The organism is Ruegeria sp. YTSA105, assembly GCF_059610225.1.
In genome coordinates, this window is the sequence record NZ_JBXWNE010000001.1 from 377,079 (window position 1) to 399,163 (window position 22,085).

Genomic DNA, 22,085 nt, shown 5'->3' on the forward strand with positions numbered 1-22,085 from the left:
ACTTCCACATTCAAACGGCGAAATCCTTGCGTTTCAGAGGATAAGCTCTAGGCAGGTCAGTTATTATGACCTAATATGGAAGCAGATGAAGCACACTGATCTGACGAGGGGAGGCGTTTGATGAGTAAGCCACAAATTTCTTTGAACGACCGTTTCGACTTAAGCAAAAACACGGTTCTATTGAACGGCACTCAGGCGCTTGTGCGCCTTATGCTGATGCAAAAGGCGCGCGACACGAAATCGGGTCTGAACACTGCGGGATTGGTGACGGGATACCGCGGATCGCCTCTTGGAGCGGTCGACCAGCAGATGATGCGCGCGCAGAAACAGCTGACAGAAAGCGATGTCACTTTTCAATACGGTCTGAACGAGGATCTTGCGGCAACCGCGCTTTGGGGCAGTCAGCAGGCCGGGTTAAGGGGAGACGGCAAGTTCGATGGCGTCTTTGGTCTGTGGTACGGAAAAGGACCTGGTGTAGATCGGTCAGGCGACGTGATGCGCCATGCCAATATGGCAGGGACGGCGGCACATGGTGGCGTTCTGATGGCCATGGGGGATGATCACACGGGCGAAAGCTCGACCGTGCTGCATCAGTCCGAGTGGTCGCTGGTTGATATGTACATGCCAGTGGTCAGCCCGGCCGGAGTACAGGAGATACTCGACTACGGCGTTTACGGATTCGCGCTCAGTCGGTTCGCCGGTGTCTGGGTCGGCCTCAAGACCATGAAGGACACGATCGAGGTGACCTCGGTCGTTGATGGCAACCCTGATCGCATGAAAGTCGTGGTGCCCGAGTTTGATATGCCCGAAGGAGGGCTGAACATCCGGCTTGGCGATACGCCTCATCTGCAGGAAGAGCGCATTATTGATTACAAGCGTTTTGCGGCTGAAACGTTTTCACGGACCAACCGGATGGACAAACGTGTCTGGGGCAAACCCGGCGCAAAGATAGGTCTGGTGGCCGCTGGCAAGAACTGGCTGGACCTTACCCACGCGCTTTCCTTGTTGAATATTGATGAGGCCGAGGCCGAGCGCCTTGGCATCACGACCTATAAGGTCGGACAGACGTTCCCACTGGACATGGCCGGATTTCACGACTGGGCAGAGGGTCTGGACCTGATCGTAATCGTTGAAGAAAAACGCAAGCTAATCGAGGTTCAGGTCAAAGAAGCGATCTTTGACGACCGCCGTGGTCGACGAGTCTATGGCTGGTACAAGGGCGGTGCTGGGACGCTGCACCGGGAAGAGCTGTTTCCCACCCGCGGTGCCCTTGATCCGAACATGATCGCTGAAAAACTGGGCGGTATTCTGATTGAAGAAGGCCGCGATACCGACGGGGTCCGCGCAGGTTTGACCAAGCTGACCGAAGCGCGCCGGGCGGACAATGCCGAGGAAATAGCCTCGCGCCTTCCGTATTTCTGTTCTGGATGCCCGCATAACAGTTCGACCAAGGTACCAGACGGAAGCCGGGCCTATGCAGGCATCGGATGCCATTACATGGTTCAGTGGATGGATCGAAGCACATTTGGCTTTACTCAGATGGGTGGCGAAGGGGCAAACTGGATCGGGGAAGAGCCGTTCTCGACCACCAATCATGTGTTCCAGAACCTCGGAGACGGCACCTATAACCATTCCGGTGTTCAGGCGATCCGGGCAGCTTTGTCGGCGGGTACGAACATCACCTTCAAGATTCTGTTCAACGATGCAGTCGCAATGACGGGCGGGCAGGGCAATGAGGGTGATCTGACCGCCGAAAGGATCGCGGCCGAGGTCAAGGCTATGGGCGTCACACATGTCGCGCTGGTCTATGACGAAAAAGAAGATGTAAACTTCAAAGCCTTACCCGCAGGGGTAGAGAGCTTTGAGCGTGCCGAACTGATGACTGTGCAAGAGAAATTCCGCACCTATGAGGGCGTCTCGGTTATCGTCTATGTCCAGACCTGTGCCGCTGAGAAACGCCGTCGCCGTAAACGCGGAACCTTTCCCGACCCGGACAAAAGGGTCTTTATCAATACGGATGTCTGTGAGGGCTGCGGTGACTGCGGCATCCAATCGAACTGTGTTTCGATTGTTCCCAAGGAAACCGAACTTGGCCGGAAGCGCGCGATTGACCAATCGAGCTGTAACAAGGATTTTTCGTGTCTGAGTGGGTTCTGCCCCTCCTTTGTAACGCTGGAAGGCGCGAAGATTCGCAAAGAAGCGACGACCGAACTTGATCTGCCCGATCTTCCGATGCCCGAGCTGCCTGAAATCATGGGCACTCATAATGTTGTCATTACCGGCATCGGTGGGACCGGAGTTGTCACGCTCGGGGCGATTCTGGCACAGGCGGCCCAGATTGACGGCAAAGGCGCCGGAATGATGGAGATGGCAGGCTTGGCTCAGAAAGGCGGTGCGGTTCATATTCATTGCCGTATAGCCAACCGGCCAGATGATATCAGTGCAATACGTGTGGCAACGGGTGAAGCCGACACATTGATCGGTGGTGATTTGGTTGTTTCCGCCGGGGCCAAAACACTTGGCCTGACACGCTTGGGTCAGACCGGAGCGGTGGTCAACAGCCACGAAACCGTTACCGGCGATTTCACGCGCGACACTAAGTTTAGGATTCCTGGTGAGAGGCTGGAACTGGCGCTGCAAGCACGATTGAAAGAAGATGTTTCCCTGTTTGATGCCACTGAGCTTGCGCGCGCAGTGATGGGAGATTCAATCTATTCGAACATGATGGTTTTTGGGGCCGCATGGCAGCGCGGACTGATACCCGTCAGCCTCGATGCGGTGATTGCAGCCATTGATCTGAACGGAACGGCGGTAGAGCGCAACAAAAGAGCCTTTGAAATCGGTCGTTGGGCGGTTTTACACCCGGAAAAAGTCGATGAGATTCTACGGCCAAGTTTTTCCGACCTCCCGAAATCACCAGAGCAGGTCATCGCGTTCCGCACCGATCATCTGACCCAGTATCAAAGCGCTCGTTTGGCGAAACGCTACCGCAAAATCGTTGACTCGTTTGAGGATGCAGAAATTCGTGATGCAGTCGCAAAAGGGTATCATAAGCTGTTGTCTTACAAGGACGAATACGAAGTGGCCCGGTTGTTACTGTCCAGTCGGGAGAAAGCCGCCGCCGAATTTGATGGCGAATTCAAAATGACTTTCCACCTTGCCCCGCCGCTGCTTGGTGGCAAAGGACCAGATGGCCGACCCCGCAAACGGAGTTTCGGCGAATGGATGCTGAAGCCGCTGAAATTCATGTCTCGGCTAAAAGTTCTTCGAGGTACTCCGCTGGATATCTTTGGCTATAGTGTCGAACGTCGAATGGAGCGCGCGCTGATCAAGCAATATGAGCGTGATCTCAAAGAGATCACTCCGCTGATTTCCATCCAAACAAAGGATGCCGTAATTGCGCTCGCTAAGTTGCCCTTGGATATCAAAGGTTTTGGACCCGTCCTTAAGGCGAATGAGGCGAGCGCCGCCAAACGCAGAGAGGAATTGTTGACCACGATACGGAACGGAGGACCTGAATTACAGGCCGCCGCCGAGTAATTCGTCACAACCGTGTCACGACAGCTAGGCAAAATTGTTACTTGCATTTAAAATGCAGGTACAAAACCGGAGATTTCCATGCCCTCGCGACGCCATGTTGCACGTGACATTTCTTATGCCTATTCCGCCGAAACCAAAAGCGGACGGATGGTCATCAAGCTTATGGAAAACACCACAGGCCGCCTGCGCCTTATCAGGCGTGCTGATGGGTACGAAAAAGACGTGGCCAACGGGCGAGATTTCTGGTCGGTCATGGTTGAGAGATACGGTTTGTCTCTGGATGTGGTTGGTGGGTCATTGTCTAATATTCCCCGTGATGGCCCTCTGATTCTGATTGCCAATCACCCATATGGAATTCTGGATGGGTTGATGATGGGGCACATGTTGTCCAGTACGCGTGGGGATTTTCGCATTCTGGCCAACCATGTGTTTCGTAAGGCAGAGGATCTGAATCGGGTCGTTCTGCCGATTTCATTCGACGATACAAAAGCTGCGATGAAGCAGAACCTCGAGACCCGCAAGAAAGCTTTGAACTATCTGGGCGAGGGCGGTGCGATTGGCATATTTCCCGGCGGAACCGTCAGCACAGGGGCAAAGCCTTTCTCGTACCCGATGGACCCGGGCTGGCGTGGCTTCACAGCGCGGATGGTTGCCAAATCAGACGCGACAGTTGTGCCGGTCTTTTTTGACGGTCATACCTCACGCCTGTTTCAGATCGCCAGCCATCTGCACAATACATTGCGCATGGGATTGCTAATCAAGGAATTCAAAAAACGCGTTGATACCCCGGTCCAGGTGGTGATCGGAGAGCCCATCGGCCGCGACGTTCTGGACCCGTTGGCCAAGGATACGCGCAAGATGATGGATTTCTTGCGCAAAGCAACGTATGAGCTGTCTCCAAAGCCACTAAAGTCTTATGACTATGGCTATGAATTTGAGGAACGGCATCGCGCCTAAAGGGGCAAATGGCAGTAGGCATTTTTGATTCTGGTTTGGGCGGTCTGACCGTTCTGAACGCCGCGCAGAAACGTCTTCCCGACGTTGATTTCCTGTATTACGCGGACAGCGCACATGCGCCTTACGGGGTGCGTGATGTAGAGAATATCTATGAGCTGACCCGGGGTGCGGTGAACGACCTCTGGAACCGGGGATGTGATCTGGTGATTCTGGCCTGCAATACGGCCAGCGCTGCTGCTTTGCGGCGGATGCAGGAAGAGGGCGTGCCTCAAGGCAAGCGCGTCTTGGGCGTTTTTGTTCCATTGATCGAAGCGCTGACTGAGCGGCAATGGGGTGACAACAGCCCGCCGCGTGAAGTCGCGGTCAAACACGTCGCTTTGTTTGCGACCCCGGCCACCGTATCCAGTCGCGCGTTTCAACGCGAGTTGGCCTTTCGTGCGATTGGCGTAGATGTTGAGGCGCAGGCCTGCGGTGGGGTCGTTGATGCCATCGAGGAAGGCGACATGATCCTGGCCGAAGCGCTGGTTCGAAGCCATGTGGACGCCCTGAAACGCAAGATGCCAGAGCCTCAGGCCGCAATTCTGGGCTGTACGCACTATCCCTTGATGGCTGAGGCGTTTCAGAAGGCCTTAGGACCCGACGTTGAGGTGTTCAGCCAGGGTGATCTGGTTGCCGAAAGTCTGGCAGACTATTTGCAGCGGCATCCGAACATGCAGGGTGCGGCGAAGGGCGGTTATCTGACCACTGGTAAGCCAGGTGTTGTCAGTGATCGCGCCACCCAGTTCCTCCGACGACAAATAACTTTCGAGGCTGTCTGACTTTGGTCAAAGACGCGGCCTGAAAGAACCCGTAATCCCATGACCGTCACAGTGGCGGGCATGAACAGTGGCATAGAGTTTCAAGAGGTCCAAGATGACCCACAAAATCGCAATTCTGGGCGCTTCGGGTTATACCGGCGCTGAACTGGTTCGGTTGATCGCCGAGCATCCGAATATGGAAATCGCTGCACTTTCTGCCGAACGGAAAGCCGGACAGTCGATGGCGCAGGTATTTCCACATTTGCGGCACCTGGAATTACCGGTTCTTTGCAAAATTTCAGAAATCGACTTTTCAGGGATCGACCTGTGCTTTTGCGCGCTGCCACATAAAACCAGCCAGGAAGTTATCCGCGATCTGCCGAAGGACCTGAAAATCATCGACCTGTCCGCCGATTTCCGGCTACGCGACCCTGAGGAATATGAAAAATGGTATGGCAACCCTCATGCGGCTTTGGAGCAGCAGGAGGAGGCCGTTTACGGCCTGACCGAGTTTTATCGCGATCAAATTTGCACGGCCCGTTTGGTTGCCGGAACAGGTTGCAACGCCGCTACCGGACAATATGTATTGCGTCCCTTGATTTCGGCCGGTGTCATCGATCTGGATGACATCATTCTGGACCTCAAATGCGCGGTGTCTGGTGCCGGGCGGTCGCTGAAAGAAAACCTGCTGCATGCCGAACTTAGCGAAGGATATAACGCATATGCTGTTGGCGGTACTCATCGGCATTTGGGGGAATTCGATCAAGAATTTTCTGCCCTTGCAGGGCGCCCGGTCCAAGTTCAGTTCACTCCGCATCTAGTTCCGGCAAACCGGGGTATCCTAGCGACTACATATGTCAAAGGTGACCCCACGAGCGTTTATGAAGCGCTTGTGAAAACCTATGAAAGCGAACCATTTATCCAGATGCTGCCATTTGGCGAAACACCCTCGACCCACCATGTGCGCGGCTCAAATTTCTGCCATATCGGCGTGGCCAGCGACCGGATCGAGAGGCGCGCCATTGTGATCGGAGCACTGGATAACCTGACAAAAGGTAGCAGTGGCCAAGCCTTGCAGAACGCTAACCTGATGTTAGGTGAAGCTGAAACTGCGGGTCTGATGATGGCCCCACTTTTCCCATGAGGAACAAATGAAAACGCTCAAGAAACGTCGTCGCGTTCAAATCATCCTTCTGTCAATCGTTGCTTTGGCAGTGTCTACGGCGTTGATCGGATACGCTATGCAGGACGGCATCAATTTCTTCCGCTCGCCCAGTGAAGTAATGGCAGAGCCGCCAAAACCGACTGAAGTATTCCGGATCGGTGGTCTGGTCGAAGAGGGTTCGATCGTGCGGGGGCAAGGGGAAACCGTGCGTTTTGTGGTGACGGACGGTGGCGAAAGTGTGCCGGTCACGTTTACTGGGGTTTTGCCTGATTTGTTCTCGGAAAACCAGGGTATGATTGGTACCGGAAGCTACGTAAACGGAGTCTTTGAAGCCTCAGAAATTCTTGCGAAACACGATGAGACCTATATGCCAAAAGAGGTTGTGGACGCGTTGAAAGAACAAGGTATTTACAAGGAGGCCGGCGAGAGCTGAGCCATAGGCTTTGAGATCGGAATTCGGGCGTTGCGTGGATCGACATGCAGCGCCCTTTCTATTTTAGCTGTATTAACAGAATTGTCCGAGCGTCTGTCTGTCCCAAGTTGGAGAACAGTACATGCAGACGGTTCGGCAGATCGCGGAACAGATAGTTACGCGTGAAGGTGGTTTTGTCGATGACCCCGACGATCCGGGTGGAGCGACAAAATTCGGCGTAACAATCCATACCATGCGCAGATTGCAACTGGACCTGACGCAGGACGGGAACGTTGATGTATCCGATGTAAGGCGGCTGAGCCGGTCGCAGGCCGTTGAAATCTTTATCCGCCACTATTTCTCAAAACCGCGATTACACCTACTGCCTAACATTCTGCAGCCATCTGTTTTCGACATGTACGTGAATTCAGGCGTTCAAGCTGTTAAAATTATGCAATATTTGCTGCGTGAAATGGGGTATCATGTCGTCGTAGATGGCGTTGTAGGCCCGCAGACGGCGCAGGCTTGTAGTGCTGCAACTGAACCGGACCCTGTCGCGCTGCGGGATGCCTATGGCGTTGCCAGGAGAAACTATTATTTCCGGATAGCGGAACGGCGTCCAGCCTCTCGCAAATATGCTCGGTCCCGGTCTGGGGCAAAAGGTGGCTGGATACGACGCGCTGAGGAATTCCTGTCACCGACCTATCATCTTAGCGACGCAGAATTTCAAAGGAGGGTTTCTGAATGGGGCTGATCTCGGGGATATTTGCGTTCTTGTTTGGCGAGGGTCGGAATGTCGTGCGTGAAACAACCGAAGTCTTTCGTGAAAATGCTGAGCAGGGCGCTAAACGCGACCTGACGCGCCAACAGGGAGTACTGGAACAATATAGGACTGAGTTCGAGCGGGTTCAAAAAGGTGCATTTGACCGTTTTATGGACGGGCTCAACCGGCTGCCGCGCCCCGCCATGGCCTTGGGAACATTGGGGCTGTTTGTCGCCGCTATGGTCGATCCGCTTTGGTTTGCCGCTCGGATGCAGGGGATTGCGCTGGTGCCTGAGCCCTTGTGGTGGTTGTTGGGCGTGGTCGTCTCGTTCTATTTCGGCGCAAGACACCAGACCAAAGTGCAGGATCTGCAGCGAGAAATTTCGGCAACGATGACACGTACTCCGAAAGTTATGGAAAACATCGAAACACTGGCAGAGATGCGGGAACGTTTGATTGGGGTCGCTGATACTGGGACAGATGCAGGCTTGGCCGATGAGGTCCTAAAACCCGATTTCAACCCTGCGCTCGAGGATTGGCGGCGGGGTCGGTCGGCCTGACCCGCGACACTATGTGCGTCCGGCAGAGGCGAAAGTGATTGGTGATTGTCCCTCAACAGGAATATATGCGGGATCATGATTACAGAACTTGGTCACTTCGCGCTGATACTCGCCTTTCTCGTCGCCATCGTTCAGACGGTCATTCCGCTGATAGGGGCGGCGAAACGGTGGACTGGCTGGATGTCCTTTGCAGAAACCGCCGCTATTGCACAGTTTCTGTTAGTCGCCTTCTCTTTCGCGGCGTTGGTCTGGGCCTTTACCACCTCTGATTTCTCATTGCGGATAGTGGTTGAAAACAGCCATTCCGCCAAACCGATGCTGTATAAAATCAGCGGCACGTGGGGCAACCACGAAGGGTCAATGTTACTGTGGGTCCTGATCGTCGCAGTTTTCGGGGCCATGGCCGCTTTTTTTGGCGCAGGGTTACCTCCGACGCTCAAAGCGCGCGTGCTGGCGGTTCAGGCGGCCGTAGGGGTGGCGTTTTACGCTTTTATCCTGCTCACCTCGAACCCCTTTGACCGCCTGATTATCGCCCCGTTCGATGGGCGCGATCTCAACCCATTATTGCAAGATCCAGGTTTGGCATTCCACCCGCCGTTTCTGTATCTTGGCTATGTCGGCCTGAGCATGGCATTCAGCTTTGCAGTGGCCGCGCTGATCGAAGGGCGCGTGGATGCCTCTTGGGGGAGGTGGGTGCGTCCCTGGACGCTGGCCGCATGGATTTTTCTGACCATTGGGATCGCGCTTGGATCCTGGTGGGCCTATTACGAGCTGGGCTGGGGCGGGTTCTGGTTCTGGGATCCGGTCGAAAACGCTTCTTTCATGCCGTGGCTATTGGCGGCAGCCCTGTTGCATTCTGCTATCGTGGTAGAAAAGCGTGAAGCGCTGAAGAGCTGGACCATCCTTCTGGCAATCATCGCCTTTGGCTTTTCGCTGATCGGGACGTTCATTGTGCGATCGGGGCTTTTGACTTCCGTACATGCCTTTGCCAATGATCCTGAACGCGGCGTGTTTATCCTGATCATTCTTGTGGTCTTCATTGGCGGTGCGTTGACACTTTATGCGGCACGCGCGCAGGCGATGGAGGCCAAGGGCGTGTTTGGTATGGTCAGCCGCGAAAGCGCCCTGGTGCTGAACAACATTCTATTGGCGGTCAGCTGTTTCGTTGTGTTCTTCGGAACCTTGTGGCCGATGGTGGCCGAGATGGCATTTGATCGCAAACTCTCGGTCGGCGCGCCGTTCTTTAATGCGGCGTTCACACCGTTCATGGTTGCGCTGGGGATTGTATTACCGCTTGGTGCAATGCTTCCGTGGAAACGTGGAAAGCTTGGCAAGGCGGCGCATTCGTTGCGGTTCGCATTTCTTCTGGCGGTTGCGCTTGGCTTGCTCGTTTGGGTCATGCAGACCGGTCGCAGCGCATTGGGACCCGTGGGGCTGTTTCTGGGGGCCTGGATCACATTTGGCGCTATTGTGGACCTTTGGAGCCGTACTGGAAGAAAAAACAACCTGCAGCGTCTGTTCAGACTGCCCGGTGCCGATTGGGGCAAGGCTGCAGCCCATACCGGACTGGGGGTTACGATCTTTGCCATCGCCGGGCTGACCGCATGGGAGGTCGAGGATATCCGCGTTGCGCAGACGGGGCAGCCTTTCGAGGTTGGCCAGTTCACCCTGACACTTGAACAGGTTCGGAATGTCGAGGGGCCCAACTATTTCTCAACCACAGCCGATGTTAAGGTCGAACAGGCCGGTCGAACAATCGCAACACTGCATCCGGAAAAACGCGACTACCCAGTTTCAAGGATGCCAACGACTGAAGCTGCGATTGACTATCGGTTTCTCAGGGATCTTTACGTCGTCATTGGAGATCAGCAGACAAATGGTGGCTGGGTCGTGCGGACTTATATCAAGCCTTTAGCGAATTGGATTTGGGGCGGGTGCCTACTGATGGCGCTCGGTGGCGTTCTTAGCCTGTGCGACAGGCGTTTTCGCGTTGCGGCAGGCGCGCGCAAGACGCCGACGCAGGGGGTTCCGGCGGAATGAAACGGTTTCTACTGATACTGCTTTTATTGGCAACGCCAAGCATGGCTGTCCAACCTGACGAGGTGCTTGATGATCCGATCCTGGAACAGAGGGCGCGGGATCTGAGTTCCGGCTTGCGCTGTCTGGTTTGCCGCAACGAAAGCATAGACGAAAGCAATGCAGGATTGGCCCGTGACTTGCGCCTGTTATTGCGCGAACGCCTGGTGGCCGGCGATACAGATGGACAGGCGATTGACTTTATCGTTGATCGCTACGGCGAATATGTTTTGCTAAGGCCAACAACGTCAGGATCGAACATCCTTTTGTGGCTGGCCGGTCCGATCATGCTTTTGATCGCTGTGGCGACTGGTTTCAGCTTTTTACGCAAAAGATCGGCGGAACAGGACCGAAGGGAAGGTGACGGCCTCCTTAGCGACGCCGAGAAAGAACGATTACGCGAAATCCTCAAAGATTGACCTTCGGTTCACCTTTTCCTTCATTGGAAATTGAGGCAGGGTCGCAGGCGCAGCGAACCTTGGAGGGGTGGATGGAATACGAAGCGATCCTGTTGGACATTGCGGATGATCTGGCAGTGGTAACTCTGAACCGCCCAGAGAAGTTGAACGCAATGACCGCTCAGTTGCGGGCCGAAGTCACGCACGCGATGAAACACGCTGCCACCCATGCCCGCGCGATTGTTTTGACCGGTAAGGGAAACGCTTTTTGCTCGGGTCAGGATTTAGGTGATGCCTCAAGCACCGGGAAGATTGATCTTGAGCGCACGCTGCGCGACGAATACGAGCCCATGCTTGAAGCAATCTATAATTGCCCGGTTCCAACAATCGCCGCAGTAAATGGCGCTGCTGCGGGGGCAGGGGCCAATCTGGCGCTATGCGCGGATATCGTGATCGCGACGGAGAGTGCTTATTTCCTGCAGGCTTTTGCCCGTATCGGCCTGTTGCCCGACGCTGGAGGCACCTGGTTTATGCCGCGCCAGATGGGGTTCGCCAAAGCCATGGGCGCTGCTCTTTTTGCCGATAAGATCAGTGCTCGACAGGCCGACGACTGGGGCCTGATCTGGGAAGCCGTTCCCGACGCGGAGTTCGAAGCGCATTGGCGCAAGCGGGCCATGTATCTGGCCAAAGGTCCAACCTCAGGGTTTGGCGCCATCAAAAAGGCTATTCGCGGCACCTATGAAAACACTCTGCCGCAACAGCTCGAGGCAGAGGCGCATCTGCAAGGTGAATGTGGCCGCAGCCGAGACTTTTCCGAAGGCGTCGTTGCCTTCATGCAAAAACGCCCCCCGAAATTCGAAGGGCGTTGAGGTTGTCAGGCGCGGCGGCGTTTACGCACGCGCCGTTCCGGAAGGGCGGACTCGCCAGTCCCGTCAGTTGCGGATGAGAACGGGCCCAGCGCGTCTGTGATCTGATCAAGGGTTGGGCGTATACCGGACGGGGCACCGTCAAGCGCAGCTCTCATGTGCCGCAGATGCTCGGGCATTGTGCCGCAACATCCGCCGATAATGCTTGCGCCAGCCTCTCGCGCCATGGTCGCATAATGGCCCATCAGTTCCGGCGTGCCGTCATAATGAATATGTCCATCCACATATTTCGGAATACCGGCATTGCCTTTTGATATCAGCGGTCGTTCCGTACCTTGTGCGACAAATCCAAGGACAGTGCGCAGAATATCAGACGCGCCAGTCCCGCAATTTGCGCCAAAGGCAACCGGCGGGTTAGGGAGCGTTTCAACCAACTGAGCAAAGTCGGCGGATGTGACACCCATCATGGTGCGGCCAGCCGTGTCAAAGCTCATCGTGCCACACCAAGGCATATCGACCAGCGCAAAGGCTTCTGCCGCGGCCCTGAACTCTTCTGGGGCGCTGATGGTTTCGACCCAAAGAACATCGACACCACCGTCCTTCAATGCCTGCGCCTGTTCGTGGAACATTTCCACGGCATCGGCATGGGACAGGGCGCCAACAGGCTGCATGATCTCGCCGGTTGGTCCGACCGATCCCGCGACGATAACCGGACGGTTGGCTTTGTCAGCAACCTCACGGCCAAGTTCTGCGCCTGCGCGGTTCAGTTCAGCGACCCGGTTCTGAGCCTCGTGCAGTTTGAGACGCGCAGATGTCCCGCCGAATGTGTTGGTCAGGAAAAGGTCGCTGCCTGCGTCCACCGAACCCTGATACAGCGCGCGGATTTTATCCGGTGCATCGACGTTCCAAAGCTCGGGCGCGTCGCCCGACTGCAGGCCCATGTTGAATAGGTTTGTACCTGTTGCTCCATCCGCCAAAAGAGTCGTGTTGGAGTCCAGAAGTTTGCTGAGCGCATTTGTCATAAGAATATTCCGAAACTGGCGAGCCGCGCTAAAAATGCGAGACGCCCCGTGTCTCATGACCGGGGCGTCAAATCAAATTCATAAATCTCATGAAGATCATGAATATTGCGGGGAGACCTTAGTTGGTTTCGTTGAGAACCTGTGCTTTGGCCTCGACCAGAAACTCGGCCATTTTTGCACGGATATCGTCATCCGAAGACAGATCCCCGAGATCGCCGGAAACTTTGCGCACGACATCCTCGTGCCCAGTTTCTTCCAGGTCTGAAATCACAACGGATTTTGCATATTCATCGGCTTCATTACCGGTTTTGCCCAGTTTTTCGGCCGCCCAAAGGCCAAGCAGTTTGTTGCAACGCGCCTGTGCTTTGAACTGCATTTCTTCATCATGGGCGAATTTTGCTTCGAATGCGTTTTCGCGCTCGTCAAACGTAGTCATCAGTTGGACCCCTTGGGTTGGTAGTTCTTTCCTTAATGATATGACGATACGACGATCCGGGCGCAAGGTATTTGCGCTGCGTCAAAGCCTCTCGGGCCTCGGAACTTGCGGGAAGGTGGGGGTTGGACTAAGAGAGCGCCAAGGCGAAGGAACTTTTTCCCTCGCGACAGTCTGGAAAGGTCGCTTATGGCGCGTCGCAAGAAAATTTACGAAGGTAAGGCCAAGATTTTGTATGAAGGCCCTGAACCGGGTACAATCGTGCAGTATTTCAAGGATGACGCCACTGCCTTCAACGCTGAAAAGAAGGACGTGATCGACGGGAAAGGTGTGCTGAACAACCGCCTGAGCGAATACTTCATGAACGGGTTGAATCAAATCGGTGTGCCGACCCATTTCATCCGTCGCCTGAACATGCGCGAACAGTTGGTCCGCAACTGCGAAATCGTACCGCTTGAAGTTATTGTTCGCAATTTCGCGGCTGGCACGATGTCCAAACGCCTTGGCATTGCCGAGGGGACACAGCTGCCGCGCCCGATAGTGGAATACTGCTACAAGGACGACGCGTTGGGTGATCCTCTTGTCACCGAAGAACATATCGCCGCCTTTGGCTGGGCCAGCCAGCAGGACATGGAAGACATTCTTAGCCTCGCATTGCGGGTGAATGATTTCATGAGCGGTGTGATGCTGGCGGTTGGCATTCGTCTGGTCGATTTCAAAATTGAAATCGGTCGCGTCTATGAAGGTGACTTCCAGCGCCTGATCATAGCGGATGAAATCAGCCCAGACAGCTGCCGTCTTTGGGATATCGAAACCGGCCAGAAGCTAGACAAGGACGTATTCCGCCGCGACCTGGGCAGCCTGACCGACGCCTACTCGGAAGTTGCGCGTCGCCTAGGCGTTCTGCCGAAAAGCAATGTGTCCAAACCGACCCTGATCAACTGATCGAAAGCCGAAGAACAACGCAAAAACGCCGCCGATATTGGGCGGCGTTTTTATTTGAGATCGGGTATTTGACAGGGCCGCAGCTTGTCCGGCATTGTTTGTTGAACAAGCGTAATCGGGTGAATAAAAATGGCCGAGCTATTTGATCAGGCAGTATTTTTAAAGTTCCTCGCTGCGCTGCTGGCGATTTTCAACCCGCTATACGGCATCCCGATTTTCCTCAGCATGACCGAGGGGTATAGCCCGCTAGAACGTAAACGCGTTGCAATGGTTGTGACAGCCACGGTTGTGATTGTATCACTGATTTCGGTACTGATCGGCGAAGAAATTCTGGCGCTTTTCGGTATCGACATTCCGTCTTTTCGCATCGCTGGTGGGTTGATCATTCTTGGGGTTGGTATGTCGATGCTGAACGCGTCTGACCGGTCAGAAAGCGATCAGAAAGCCGTTAAAGATGGCGCGCAGAAGAAGAACATTGCGGTTGTTCCCCTGGCTATCCCGTTAACGATTGGGCCCGGCACTATCGCGACAACCATTGTGTTCGCGCATAGTTTGCCCGACGGCGCCGAGGTAGTAACTTTGGGGGCGGCCGTTTTGATTGCCTGCGCTATTGTCGGGCTGGGATTGTTATTCGCTGACCCTATTTCCAGGTTCTTTGGGCCGACAATGATCAATGTGATCACCCGTGTTATGGCCATCATTTTGGTTGCCGTAGCGGTTGAAATGGTTCTGACAGGGACCTTCAACGCAATAGATACGCATTATCCCGCGCTAAAGGGTTCCGAGTAGGTGCTGACAAGGGTTGTCGAACGCCGACAGTCGCGCTATCCCCGCGCACAACGGAACGGGCCTCAAATACCGGCCCTCAGCTGGAGTTGCAGTAAATGAAAGCACGTGTGCATGTGATGCTGAAAACCGGGGTACTTGACCCTCAGGGTGAAGCGGTGCGCCACGCATTGGGTGCCATGGGTTTTGATCAGGTCGAAGGCGTCCGTCAGGGCAAGGTGATTGATCTTGAACTCGCCGAGGGTGCGACGGAATCGGACGTCACCGAGATGTGCGAAAAACTGTTGGCTAACACGGTCATCGAACGCTACGAGATCGAACTGGTCTGAACCGCTTGCAGGAGGGCTAGCCATGCGCGCAGCTGTCATCGTTTTCCCCGGTTCCAACTGTGATCGGGATCTTGCCGTTGCCTTTGAACAGGCCGGATTCCAGGTAGACATGGTCTGGCATAAAGATGCTGCTCTGCCCAAGGGCGTGGACATTGTTGGTGTCCCCGGCGGGTTTTCTTATGGAGACTACCTGCGTTGCGGAGCGATTGCCGCACAATCCCCGATCTGCAAGGCCGTGGTCGACCACACCGAGCGTGGCGGATACGCCGTTGGTATCTGTAACGGTTTTCAGATCCTGACCGAAACGGGCATTCTGCCCGGCGCTCTGCTGCGCAATGCGAACCTGAAATATATCTGTCGTACCGTAGGCCTGAAGGTCGCAACCAGCGACAGCGCCTTTACCCAAGGCTATAACGCTGGCGATGTGATCGGCATTCCGATTGCGCATCATGATGGAAACTATTTCGCGGATGAGGCTACATTGTCCACGCTCAGGGATCACGACCGGATCGCATTCACCTATACCGAGAATCCGAACGGCTCGGTTGGCGACATTGCGGGCATTCTGTCTGAAAACCGCCGTGTTCTTGGTATGATGCCGCATCCCGAACGAGCGGCAGACGAAGGGCATGGTGGCACCGATGGAACGGCATTGTTTCGCGCATTGTCGGGCATCGTCGCACCTGCGTGACTTGAGCTTGCATCTTAGCCCGCGTAACTTTCGGGAATGAGTTCCGACACACGCTCTACCTGGTCTGCACTGTTCAAACCGCTCCGCGCTGCGCCTCTTGGCTGGCCTTTGCGCGCGGCTGTTCTGGTGCTTTTGTTGGTAACGGTTGCGACGATATGGATAACCAACAGTCTGCTGACGGATCGGTTTACTGAATCCACGCGAAACCGGGCCGAACTGCGCCTTGCTCTGTATTCCGGGAACCTGCTGAGCGAGCTGCGCAGAAATGCGATTGTGCCGCAGCTGCTAGCGCGGGATCCGACGCTGATCTCGGCGTTGCAATCCAGCGATTTTACACTGTCCACGCAGCGACTTATTTCTTTTGTCGAAGAGATAGGCGCCGCATCCTTGATGCTTTTAGACCGGGATGGCCGATCTGTTGCCGCAACTGATCGCAGCCGGTTGGGCGAGACGCACAGAAACGCGCCGTATTTTGTAGATTCCATTCGGTCAAACTCGACCATCTTCACCGTGATTGAAAAGGAATCCGGTGGTTACAGCTTTATCTATTCGCGCCGGATGGAGGCCTCGTCGGATATCCTTGGTGTCATCGTTGTCGAGGTTGATCTGCAGAAATTCGAACGCGCCTGGGCAGGGATCTCCGATGCTGTTCTGGTCGCTGACAGTACGGGCACCATTATTCTGTCGACTGAACCGCAATGGCGCGGAGTAGAAGAGGGGGCTGCCATGCTGCGGCAGCCGCCGCAAAGTGCCATCCAGCGCGCTATCAGGGCCACGACCGATTGGACGGCTCTGCCCCCCGACGCCTATTTGCAGGGCGAGGCGGTGATCCGCATGGAGACACGCATTCCATTCCGCGGCTGGACCATGACCTCGTTCACGACCTACGCCTCGATCCGTGAGAAGGTAAACAGCGTTCTTGCATTGGAAATCATGGGTTTTGCGATTCTGTTGGCGCTTGCCTTCTATGCGCTCAGCCGTAGGGCCACGTTCAGAATGGCCTTGTTCCAGCGCGAGTCGGCAGAGCTTCGCGCATTGAACGCAAGGCTACAGCGGGAAATCGCTGAGAGGGAACGGGTTGAAAAGACGCTGGAAGTAGCCGAGCAGACGCTGGCCCAAAGCTCGAAACTCGCGGCCCTGGGCGAGATGTCTGCGGCCGTCAGCCACGAGCTGAATCAACCTTTGGCTGCAATGAAGACCTATCTTGCCGGCGCGCGTTTGCTGCTGCGACGGAACCGCCCCGAAGAGGCGCTGGCCAGCTTTGGCCGCATCGACGGCCTGATTGAACGGATGGGCGCAATAACACGCCAGCTCAAGTCCTATGCCCGCAAGGGTGCGGATGCGTTTTCACCAGTTAACCTTGGCGAAGCGCTCGCTTCGTCCCTCTCCATGATGGAGCCGCAACTGCGTCAAAGGCACGTCAAGATTACGCAGATACTGCCGGAAGAAACCGTACTAGTCATGGGCGACCGCATGCGGATCGAACAGGTTATGGTGAACCTCTTGCGTAATGCCTTGGACGCCACCAAGTCTGTATCGGAACCGGATGTTGAAATCATACTGGCCGCGGGTGACCAGGCGGTGCTGACTGTACGCGATAATGGCTATGGGATTGAAGACATCGAAAACCTGTTTGAGCCGTTCTACACGACCAAACAACCCGGCGATGGAGTCGGTCTGGGGCTTGCCATCTCATCCGGTATCGTGAACGACCATGGGGGACGGCTGACCGCGCGCAACAGCCAGCACGGTGGCGCGGTGTTTGAGATGCAACTGCCGATACTTGGAAGCGATGGCCTTGAGGCCGCTGAATAACGAGGAATGAATATGGCACAGGCCATGAAAATCGCCATTGTTGATGACGAACAGGACATGCGCCAGTCGATCAGCCAATGGCTGGCACTGTCGGGATATGACACTGAAACCTTTTCCAGTGCCGAGGATGCACTGAAAGTTCTGGGTCCGGATTATCCGGGTATCGTCATATCGGACATCAAGATGCCTGGTATGGACGGTATCCAGCTGTTGAAAAAGCTGATGGGCGCGGACAGCACCTTGCCGGTCATCATGATTACCGGCCACGGTGACGTGCCAATGGCGGTTGAGGCCATGCGCGTGGGTGCGTTTGATTTCCTCGAAAAGCCGTTTAACCCGGATCGGATGTCCGAACTGGCCAAACGTGCCAGCAATGCCCGCCGGTTGACGCTGGACAATCGGGCCCTGCGCCGCGAGCTGTCTGGTGGCACTCAGATCATGAACAAGCTCATCGGTGCCAGCCCCGTGATGGAGCGCCTGCGCGAGGATATTCTGGATCTGGGGCAGGCTGACGGTCATGTTCTGATCGACGGAGAAACCGGCACCGGGAAAACCCTGGTTGCACATGCGTTGCACGCTGTTGGCAGTCGCGCAGGCAAAAAATTTGTTCTGGTTTCGTGTGCTGCTCTCGAAGAAGAGGCCTTGGGAAAGCGTCTGTTCGGCCCGATGATGCCAGAAGACAGCCAGTTGCCCGCGATTGAGGAAGCCCGGGGTGGAACTCTGGTTCTGGAGGATGTCGAGGCGCTCAGCGATACGCTTCAGGCGAAACTGCTGAGTGTCATGAACGATCAGGGCACACCTGCCGAAACCCGCATCGTGGCAATTTCCAACCTGCAGGAAGCTGGGAAAACCAGCGAGGACGTTCTGCGCCCTGATCTGTTCTACAGGCTTGCAGCATTGCGGATCACAATGCCGCCGCTGCGTCAGCGCGGTGAAGACATTCTGACCCTGTTCACACGGCTGAGCGAGCAATTCGCTGAAGAATACGGCTGCGATGCACCTCAGGTCAGTGCGCAAGAGGCAGCTCAGCTTTTGCAAGCGCCGTGGCCCGGAAACGTACGGCAGCTGATAAACATCGCGGAACGTGCCGTGCTGCAATCCCGTCGCGGATCGGGGACGATCGCGTCTCTGTTGATGTCTGATCACGAAGAAATGCAGCCCGTGATGACGACCGAAGGCAAGCCGCTCAAGGAATATGTCGAGGCATTCGAGCGGATGCTGATCGACAATACCATGCGGCGACATAAGGGGTCGATTGCCTCGGTTATGGATGAACTTTGCCTGCCGCGTCGGACATTGAATGAGAAGATGGCCAAATATGGCCTGCAACGTTCCGATTACCTGTGACGGGCTTGAGCCGATGCCTTTGTGGCCCTTTGGGTGATACCAAGTAATGTTTTTAGCTGGATAACGAGATCCCGACCGGTGGTCGGGGTCTTCAATGCAGTTTGCCCATTGTCTTTTCCACAGGACTGCTTTTATTGTAACCAGACGGGCTGGGCGGATTTGACGCCGAAAAGTCCCGATCTTTGAGATTCGCTGCTACGCCACTGGTGGAGACCACGTCCCACACTGGCCAAGCAGACCGATTGTGCCCCTTACCGGGGTGATTGAACGCCTGAGCCCGCAGAAAAGCGGGCGAAAGGAATAAATGGGCAGGCAGCGGTCGTTCGCGCCTGTCGGAGAAGAACCGCGATGACGCGCGCGCAACGACTGAGTGTACGGGCAGGGGGCCACAGTGCCAGACCCTGCAGCGCGCCGTCTGAAATCGCCCTGACAAGACACCACCCCAAAAGCACCCATCCTCCTGGACGGGTTAGGACAACGCGTTTGGCGCGGTGCACCAAGGAAACATGGCTAAGAAAATGCTTATCGATGCCACCCACGCGGAAGAAACCCGCGTCGTGGTGGTTGACGGAAACAAGGTCGAGGAATTCGATTTTGAATCCGAAAACAAACGTCAGCTTGCTGGCAACATATATCTAGCAAAAGTTACACGGGTCGAACCCTCGCTGCAGGCAGCTTTTGTTGACTATGGCGGAAATCGCCACGGATTCCTGGCGTTCTCGGAAATTCATCCCGACTATTATCAGATTCCCGTCGCTGATCGCGAAGCTCTGATGGAAGAAGAGCGCGCCTATGCCGAGGCAATGCGTGCGCGTGATGAGGCTGAGGAAACCAAGCCCAAAAGACGCCGTTCGCGCTCGCGCGCCAAGGCTGCCGATATCAAATCGGATGATGCAGTGGAATCGGTCGAAGTCTCGTCCGAACCCACAGGCATGGAAACGATTGACCTGGATGAGAGCGATGAGGCCAATGATCCTTCTGTAGAAGAAGGAACATCTCCGGCCGATCATGTGGCAGAAACTCCGGTAGAAGAGCCGACGGACGAACCGGAGGCGGAAGAAGCAACCGCAGAGACTGAAGACGCGCCTGCGGAAGAAGTCGACCAATCAGATGCTAGCGCTGATCAGGACGCCCCTGACGAGGCTGGCGACGACGAAGAAGAAAACACCCGTACGGACGCCACTGCAAAAGACGAGACCATTGAGTCGGTTGCCGACGAAGATGACAGCGAAGACATCCGTCCACCGCGCAAACCGCGCGCGCGCCGGTACAAGATTCAAGAAGTCGTCAAAGTACGCCAGGTTCTGCTTGTGCAGGTCGTCAAGGAAGAGCGTGGCAACAAAGGTGCAGCTCTGACCACTTATTTGTCACTTGCTGGCCGATATTGTGTTTTGATGCCGAACACTGCGCGGGGCGGCGGCATCAGCCGTAAGATTACCAACGCGCCTGATCGCAAAAAGCTTAAGGAAATTGCGGCTGAGATTGACGTCCCGACAGGGGCGGGTCTTATCATTCGGACCGCCGGGGCGAAACGCACCAAATCCGAAATAAAGCGCGATTACGAATATCTGCAACGTATGTGGGAACAGATCCGCGAGCTGACGTTGAAATCCATCGCGCCTGCGAAGATCTATGAAGAAGGCGACCTGATCAAACGGTCGATCCGCGATCTCTATAATCGCGACATCGACGAGGTTCTGGTCGAAGGCGAAGGCGGATATCGCATCGCCAAGGACTTCATGAAAATGATCATGCCGTCGCACGCCAAGAATGTGCAGCGGTACGAAGACGCGCTGCCATTGTTCGCGCGCTATCAGGTGGAAAGCTATCTGGCGGGGATGTTCAACCCGACAGTACAGCTGAGATCGGGTGGCTATATCGTGATCGGCGTAACCGAAGCGCTTGTCGCGGTCGATGTGAACTCGGGTCGGGCAACCAAAGAAGGTTCGATCGAGGAAACGGCCCTGAAGACCAACCTTGAGGCCGCCGAAGAGGTGGCTCGCCAGTTGCGCCTGCGTGATCTGGCCGGTCTGATCGTCATCGACTTTATCGATATGGACGAGCGGAAGAACAACGCCGCTGTCGAAAAACGCCTGAAAGAAAAGCTGAAAACAGATCGTGCGCGCATCCAGGTTGGTCGTATATCTGGTTTTGGTTTGATGGAAATGAGCCGACAGCGCCTGCGTCCCGGTATGTTGGAGGCAACGACACAGCCTTGTCCGGCATGCCATGGCACCGGCCTGATCCGTTCGGATGACAACATGGCGCTGAGCATTCTGCGCCAGATCGAGGAAGAAGGCACGCGCCGTCGCTCACGCGAGGTGCTGGTGCGCTGCCCGGTCAGCATCGCCAACTTCCTCATGAACCAAAAGCGCGAGCATATCGCACAGATTGAAGCGCGCTATGGTCTGTCGGTTCGCATCGAAGGGGATGTGCATCTGGTAAGCCCTGATTTCTCGATGGAGAAGTTCAAGACCGCCAGCCGGATTGTTCCCGAAGCCAGTGCGCCGGTTGTATCGGTTGATGCCACGCTGATGGAAATGGTCGACGCCTCTGAAGAAGAGACCGTCGAAGAAGAAACGCCGCAGGCTGAAGATGAAACCAAACCCAAGCGCAAGCGCCGTCGGCGTCGTCGCAAGAAGGGCAATGGTGGTGCCGAGGGGCAGGATTCTAACGGGCAAGAGGCTGATGAAGATACAGCTGAAGCGTCCGAGGAAGCTGTGGAAGAACCTGCAACAGATGCCGTAGTAGCGGTGGAAGAGACGCAGGAAGAAGCGCCTGCCAAGCCTAAACGCCGCCGGGCTCCGCGTCGCAAGAAGAAGGACGCCGAAGATGCCGAGACGATAACCGAACAGGTCGTCGAAGCTGAACCAGAGGCCAAGGTCGAAGCTGAAACGGAAGCTCCGGCAGAAATCGAAACTGTCGAAGCCGAAGCAGCACCGAAACAGGAAACGGTTTCGGAAACTGCCGTGCCGACAGAAGAAACGCCGGAAGCGGCAGAGCCTGTTCAAGAGGTTGTTGCGGTTGAAGCCACTGAGGAACCAACAGTAGAAGTCACAGAGCCTGTGCTGGAAGTGGTTGCGGATGAACCGGAAACGCCATCGGAGCCTGCCAAGCCAAAACGGCGCGGTTGGTGGTCGTTGGGCCAGTAACTTGAAAAGGCGGGCCTCAGAGCCCGCCTTT

The 22,085-nt window shown here is 55.5% G+C and carries 19 protein-coding genes; 17 read left to right on the forward strand and 2 right to left on the reverse strand.

All coding sequences use genetic code 11. The features are described from left to right. Window positions 1-120: 120 nt before the first annotated feature. From AC2FH2_RS01885 to AC2FH2_RS01930, 10 genes are all read left to right on the forward strand, one after another. Window positions 121-3,540, forward strand: a complete 3,420-nt coding sequence (locus AC2FH2_RS01885; RefSeq protein ID WP_496822673.1) for an indolepyruvate ferredoxin oxidoreductase family protein — start codon at window positions 121-123, stop codon at window positions 3,538-3,540. A 78-nt stretch (window positions 3,541-3,618) separates the two neighbouring features. Beyond that, a complete protein-coding gene (locus tag AC2FH2_RS01890) occupies window positions 3,619-4,497 on the forward strand; it encodes a lysophospholipid acyltransferase family protein (RefSeq protein WP_271946941.1) in 879 nt (292 codons plus the stop codon). Between the two features lie 8 nt (window positions 4,498-4,505). Then, complete coding sequence (gene murI / locus AC2FH2_RS01895) at window positions 4,506-5,315, forward strand: glutamate racemase (protein WP_271946944.1); 810 nt, start codon at window positions 4,506-4,508, stop codon at window positions 5,313-5,315. Between the two features lie 94 nt (window positions 5,316-5,409). Beyond that, window positions 5,410-6,438, forward strand: coding sequence for an N-acetyl-gamma-glutamyl-phosphate reductase (gene argC / locus AC2FH2_RS01900; RefSeq protein ID WP_271946947.1), 1,029 nt, complete (start codon window positions 5,410-5,412; stop codon window positions 6,436-6,438). Window positions 6,439-6,445: 7 nt separating this feature from the next. After that, the gene (gene ccmE, locus AC2FH2_RS01905; RefSeq protein ID WP_142633987.1) at window positions 6,446-6,892 is read left to right on the forward strand and encodes a cytochrome c maturation protein CcmE; all 447 of its coding nucleotides are present in this window, start codon (window positions 6,446-6,448) and stop codon (window positions 6,890-6,892) included. Between the two features lie 121 nt (window positions 6,893-7,013). Then, a complete protein-coding gene (locus AC2FH2_RS01910) occupies window positions 7,014-7,625 on the forward strand; it encodes a holin-associated N-acetylmuramidase (protein ID WP_142633985.1) in 612 nt (203 codons plus the stop codon). Continuing rightward, on the forward strand, window positions 7,616-8,194 hold the full coding sequence (locus tag AC2FH2_RS01915; RefSeq protein WP_142633983.1) for a holin family protein: 579 nt from the start codon (window positions 7,616-7,618) through the stop codon (window positions 8,192-8,194). The genes AC2FH2_RS01910 and AC2FH2_RS01915 overlap by 10 nt, the downstream gene beginning before the upstream one ends. Before the next feature lie 75 nt (window positions 8,195-8,269). Beyond that, the gene (locus tag AC2FH2_RS01920; protein ID WP_496693202.1) at window positions 8,270-10,234 is read left to right on the forward strand and encodes a heme lyase CcmF/NrfE family subunit; all 1,965 of its coding nucleotides are present in this window, start codon (window positions 8,270-8,272) and stop codon (window positions 10,232-10,234) included. Next, window positions 10,231-10,689, forward strand: coding sequence for a cytochrome c-type biogenesis protein (locus tag AC2FH2_RS01925; protein ID WP_142633979.1), 459 nt, complete (start codon window positions 10,231-10,233; stop codon window positions 10,687-10,689). Before AC2FH2_RS01920 ends, AC2FH2_RS01925 begins: the two co-directional genes overlap by 4 nt. 71 nt (window positions 10,690-10,760) lie before the next feature. Further along, on the forward strand, window positions 10,761-11,537 hold the full coding sequence (locus AC2FH2_RS01930) for an enoyl-CoA hydratase-related protein (protein WP_142633977.1): 777 nt from the start codon (window positions 10,761-10,763) through the stop codon (window positions 11,535-11,537). Window positions 11,538-11,542: 5 nt separating this feature from the next. Here the strand turns inward: AC2FH2_RS01930 and bmt are convergent, their stop codons facing one another. Both bmt and AC2FH2_RS01940 read right to left on the reverse strand, forming a co-directional pair. After that, a complete protein-coding gene (gene bmt / locus AC2FH2_RS01935; RefSeq protein ID WP_271946964.1) occupies window positions 11,543-12,556 on the reverse strand; it encodes a betaine--homocysteine S-methyltransferase in 1,014 nt (337 codons plus the stop codon). A 118-nt stretch (window positions 12,557-12,674) separates the two neighbouring features. Beyond that, the gene (locus AC2FH2_RS01940; RefSeq protein WP_142633973.1) at window positions 12,675-12,992 is read right to left on the reverse strand and encodes a DUF1476 domain-containing protein; all 318 of its coding nucleotides are present in this window, start codon (window positions 12,990-12,992) and stop codon (window positions 12,675-12,677) included. A 186-nt stretch (window positions 12,993-13,178) separates the two neighbouring features. Here AC2FH2_RS01940 and purC point away from each other — a divergent pair, with 186 nt between their 5' ends. From purC to AC2FH2_RS01975, 7 genes are all read left to right on the forward strand, one after another. Further along, window positions 13,179-13,934 carry a phosphoribosylaminoimidazolesuccinocarboxamide synthase gene (gene purC / locus AC2FH2_RS01945; protein ID WP_271946969.1) on the forward strand — a complete coding sequence of 252 codons (756 nt, stop codon included), beginning with the start codon at window positions 13,179-13,181 and terminating at the stop codon, window positions 13,932-13,934. A gap of 129 nt (window positions 13,935-14,063) precedes the next feature. Beyond that, window positions 14,064-14,723 (forward strand): MarC family protein, encoded by a 660-nt coding sequence (locus tag AC2FH2_RS01950; protein ID WP_281994658.1) that lies wholly within the window; start codon window positions 14,064-14,066, stop codon window positions 14,721-14,723. Window positions 14,724-14,818: 95 nt separating this feature from the next. Beyond that, entirely contained in the window at window positions 14,819-15,049 is a 231-nt protein-coding gene (gene purS, locus AC2FH2_RS01955) for a phosphoribosylformylglycinamidine synthase subunit PurS (RefSeq protein ID WP_142633967.1), read from the forward strand. A 22-nt stretch (window positions 15,050-15,071) separates the two neighbouring features. Beyond that, on the forward strand, window positions 15,072-15,740 hold the full coding sequence (gene purQ, locus AC2FH2_RS01960) for a phosphoribosylformylglycinamidine synthase subunit PurQ (protein WP_271946978.1): 669 nt from the start codon (window positions 15,072-15,074) through the stop codon (window positions 15,738-15,740). Between the two features lie 36 nt (window positions 15,741-15,776). After that, window positions 15,777-17,555: a sensor histidine kinase gene (locus AC2FH2_RS01965; protein WP_496803657.1), complete on the forward strand. Its 1,779-nt coding sequence runs from the start codon at window positions 15,777-15,779 to the stop codon at window positions 17,553-17,555. A 12-nt stretch (window positions 17,556-17,567) separates the two neighbouring features. Further along, window positions 17,568-18,902 carry a sigma-54-dependent transcriptional regulator gene (locus AC2FH2_RS01970; RefSeq protein WP_142633961.1) on the forward strand — a complete coding sequence of 445 codons (1,335 nt, stop codon included), beginning with the start codon at window positions 17,568-17,570 and terminating at the stop codon, window positions 18,900-18,902. Window positions 18,903-19,408: 506 nt separating this feature from the next. Further along, window positions 19,409-22,054 (forward strand): Rne/Rng family ribonuclease, encoded by a 2,646-nt coding sequence (locus tag AC2FH2_RS01975; RefSeq protein WP_496822675.1) that lies wholly within the window; start codon window positions 19,409-19,411, stop codon window positions 22,052-22,054. Window positions 22,055-22,085: the final 31 nt, after the last annotated feature.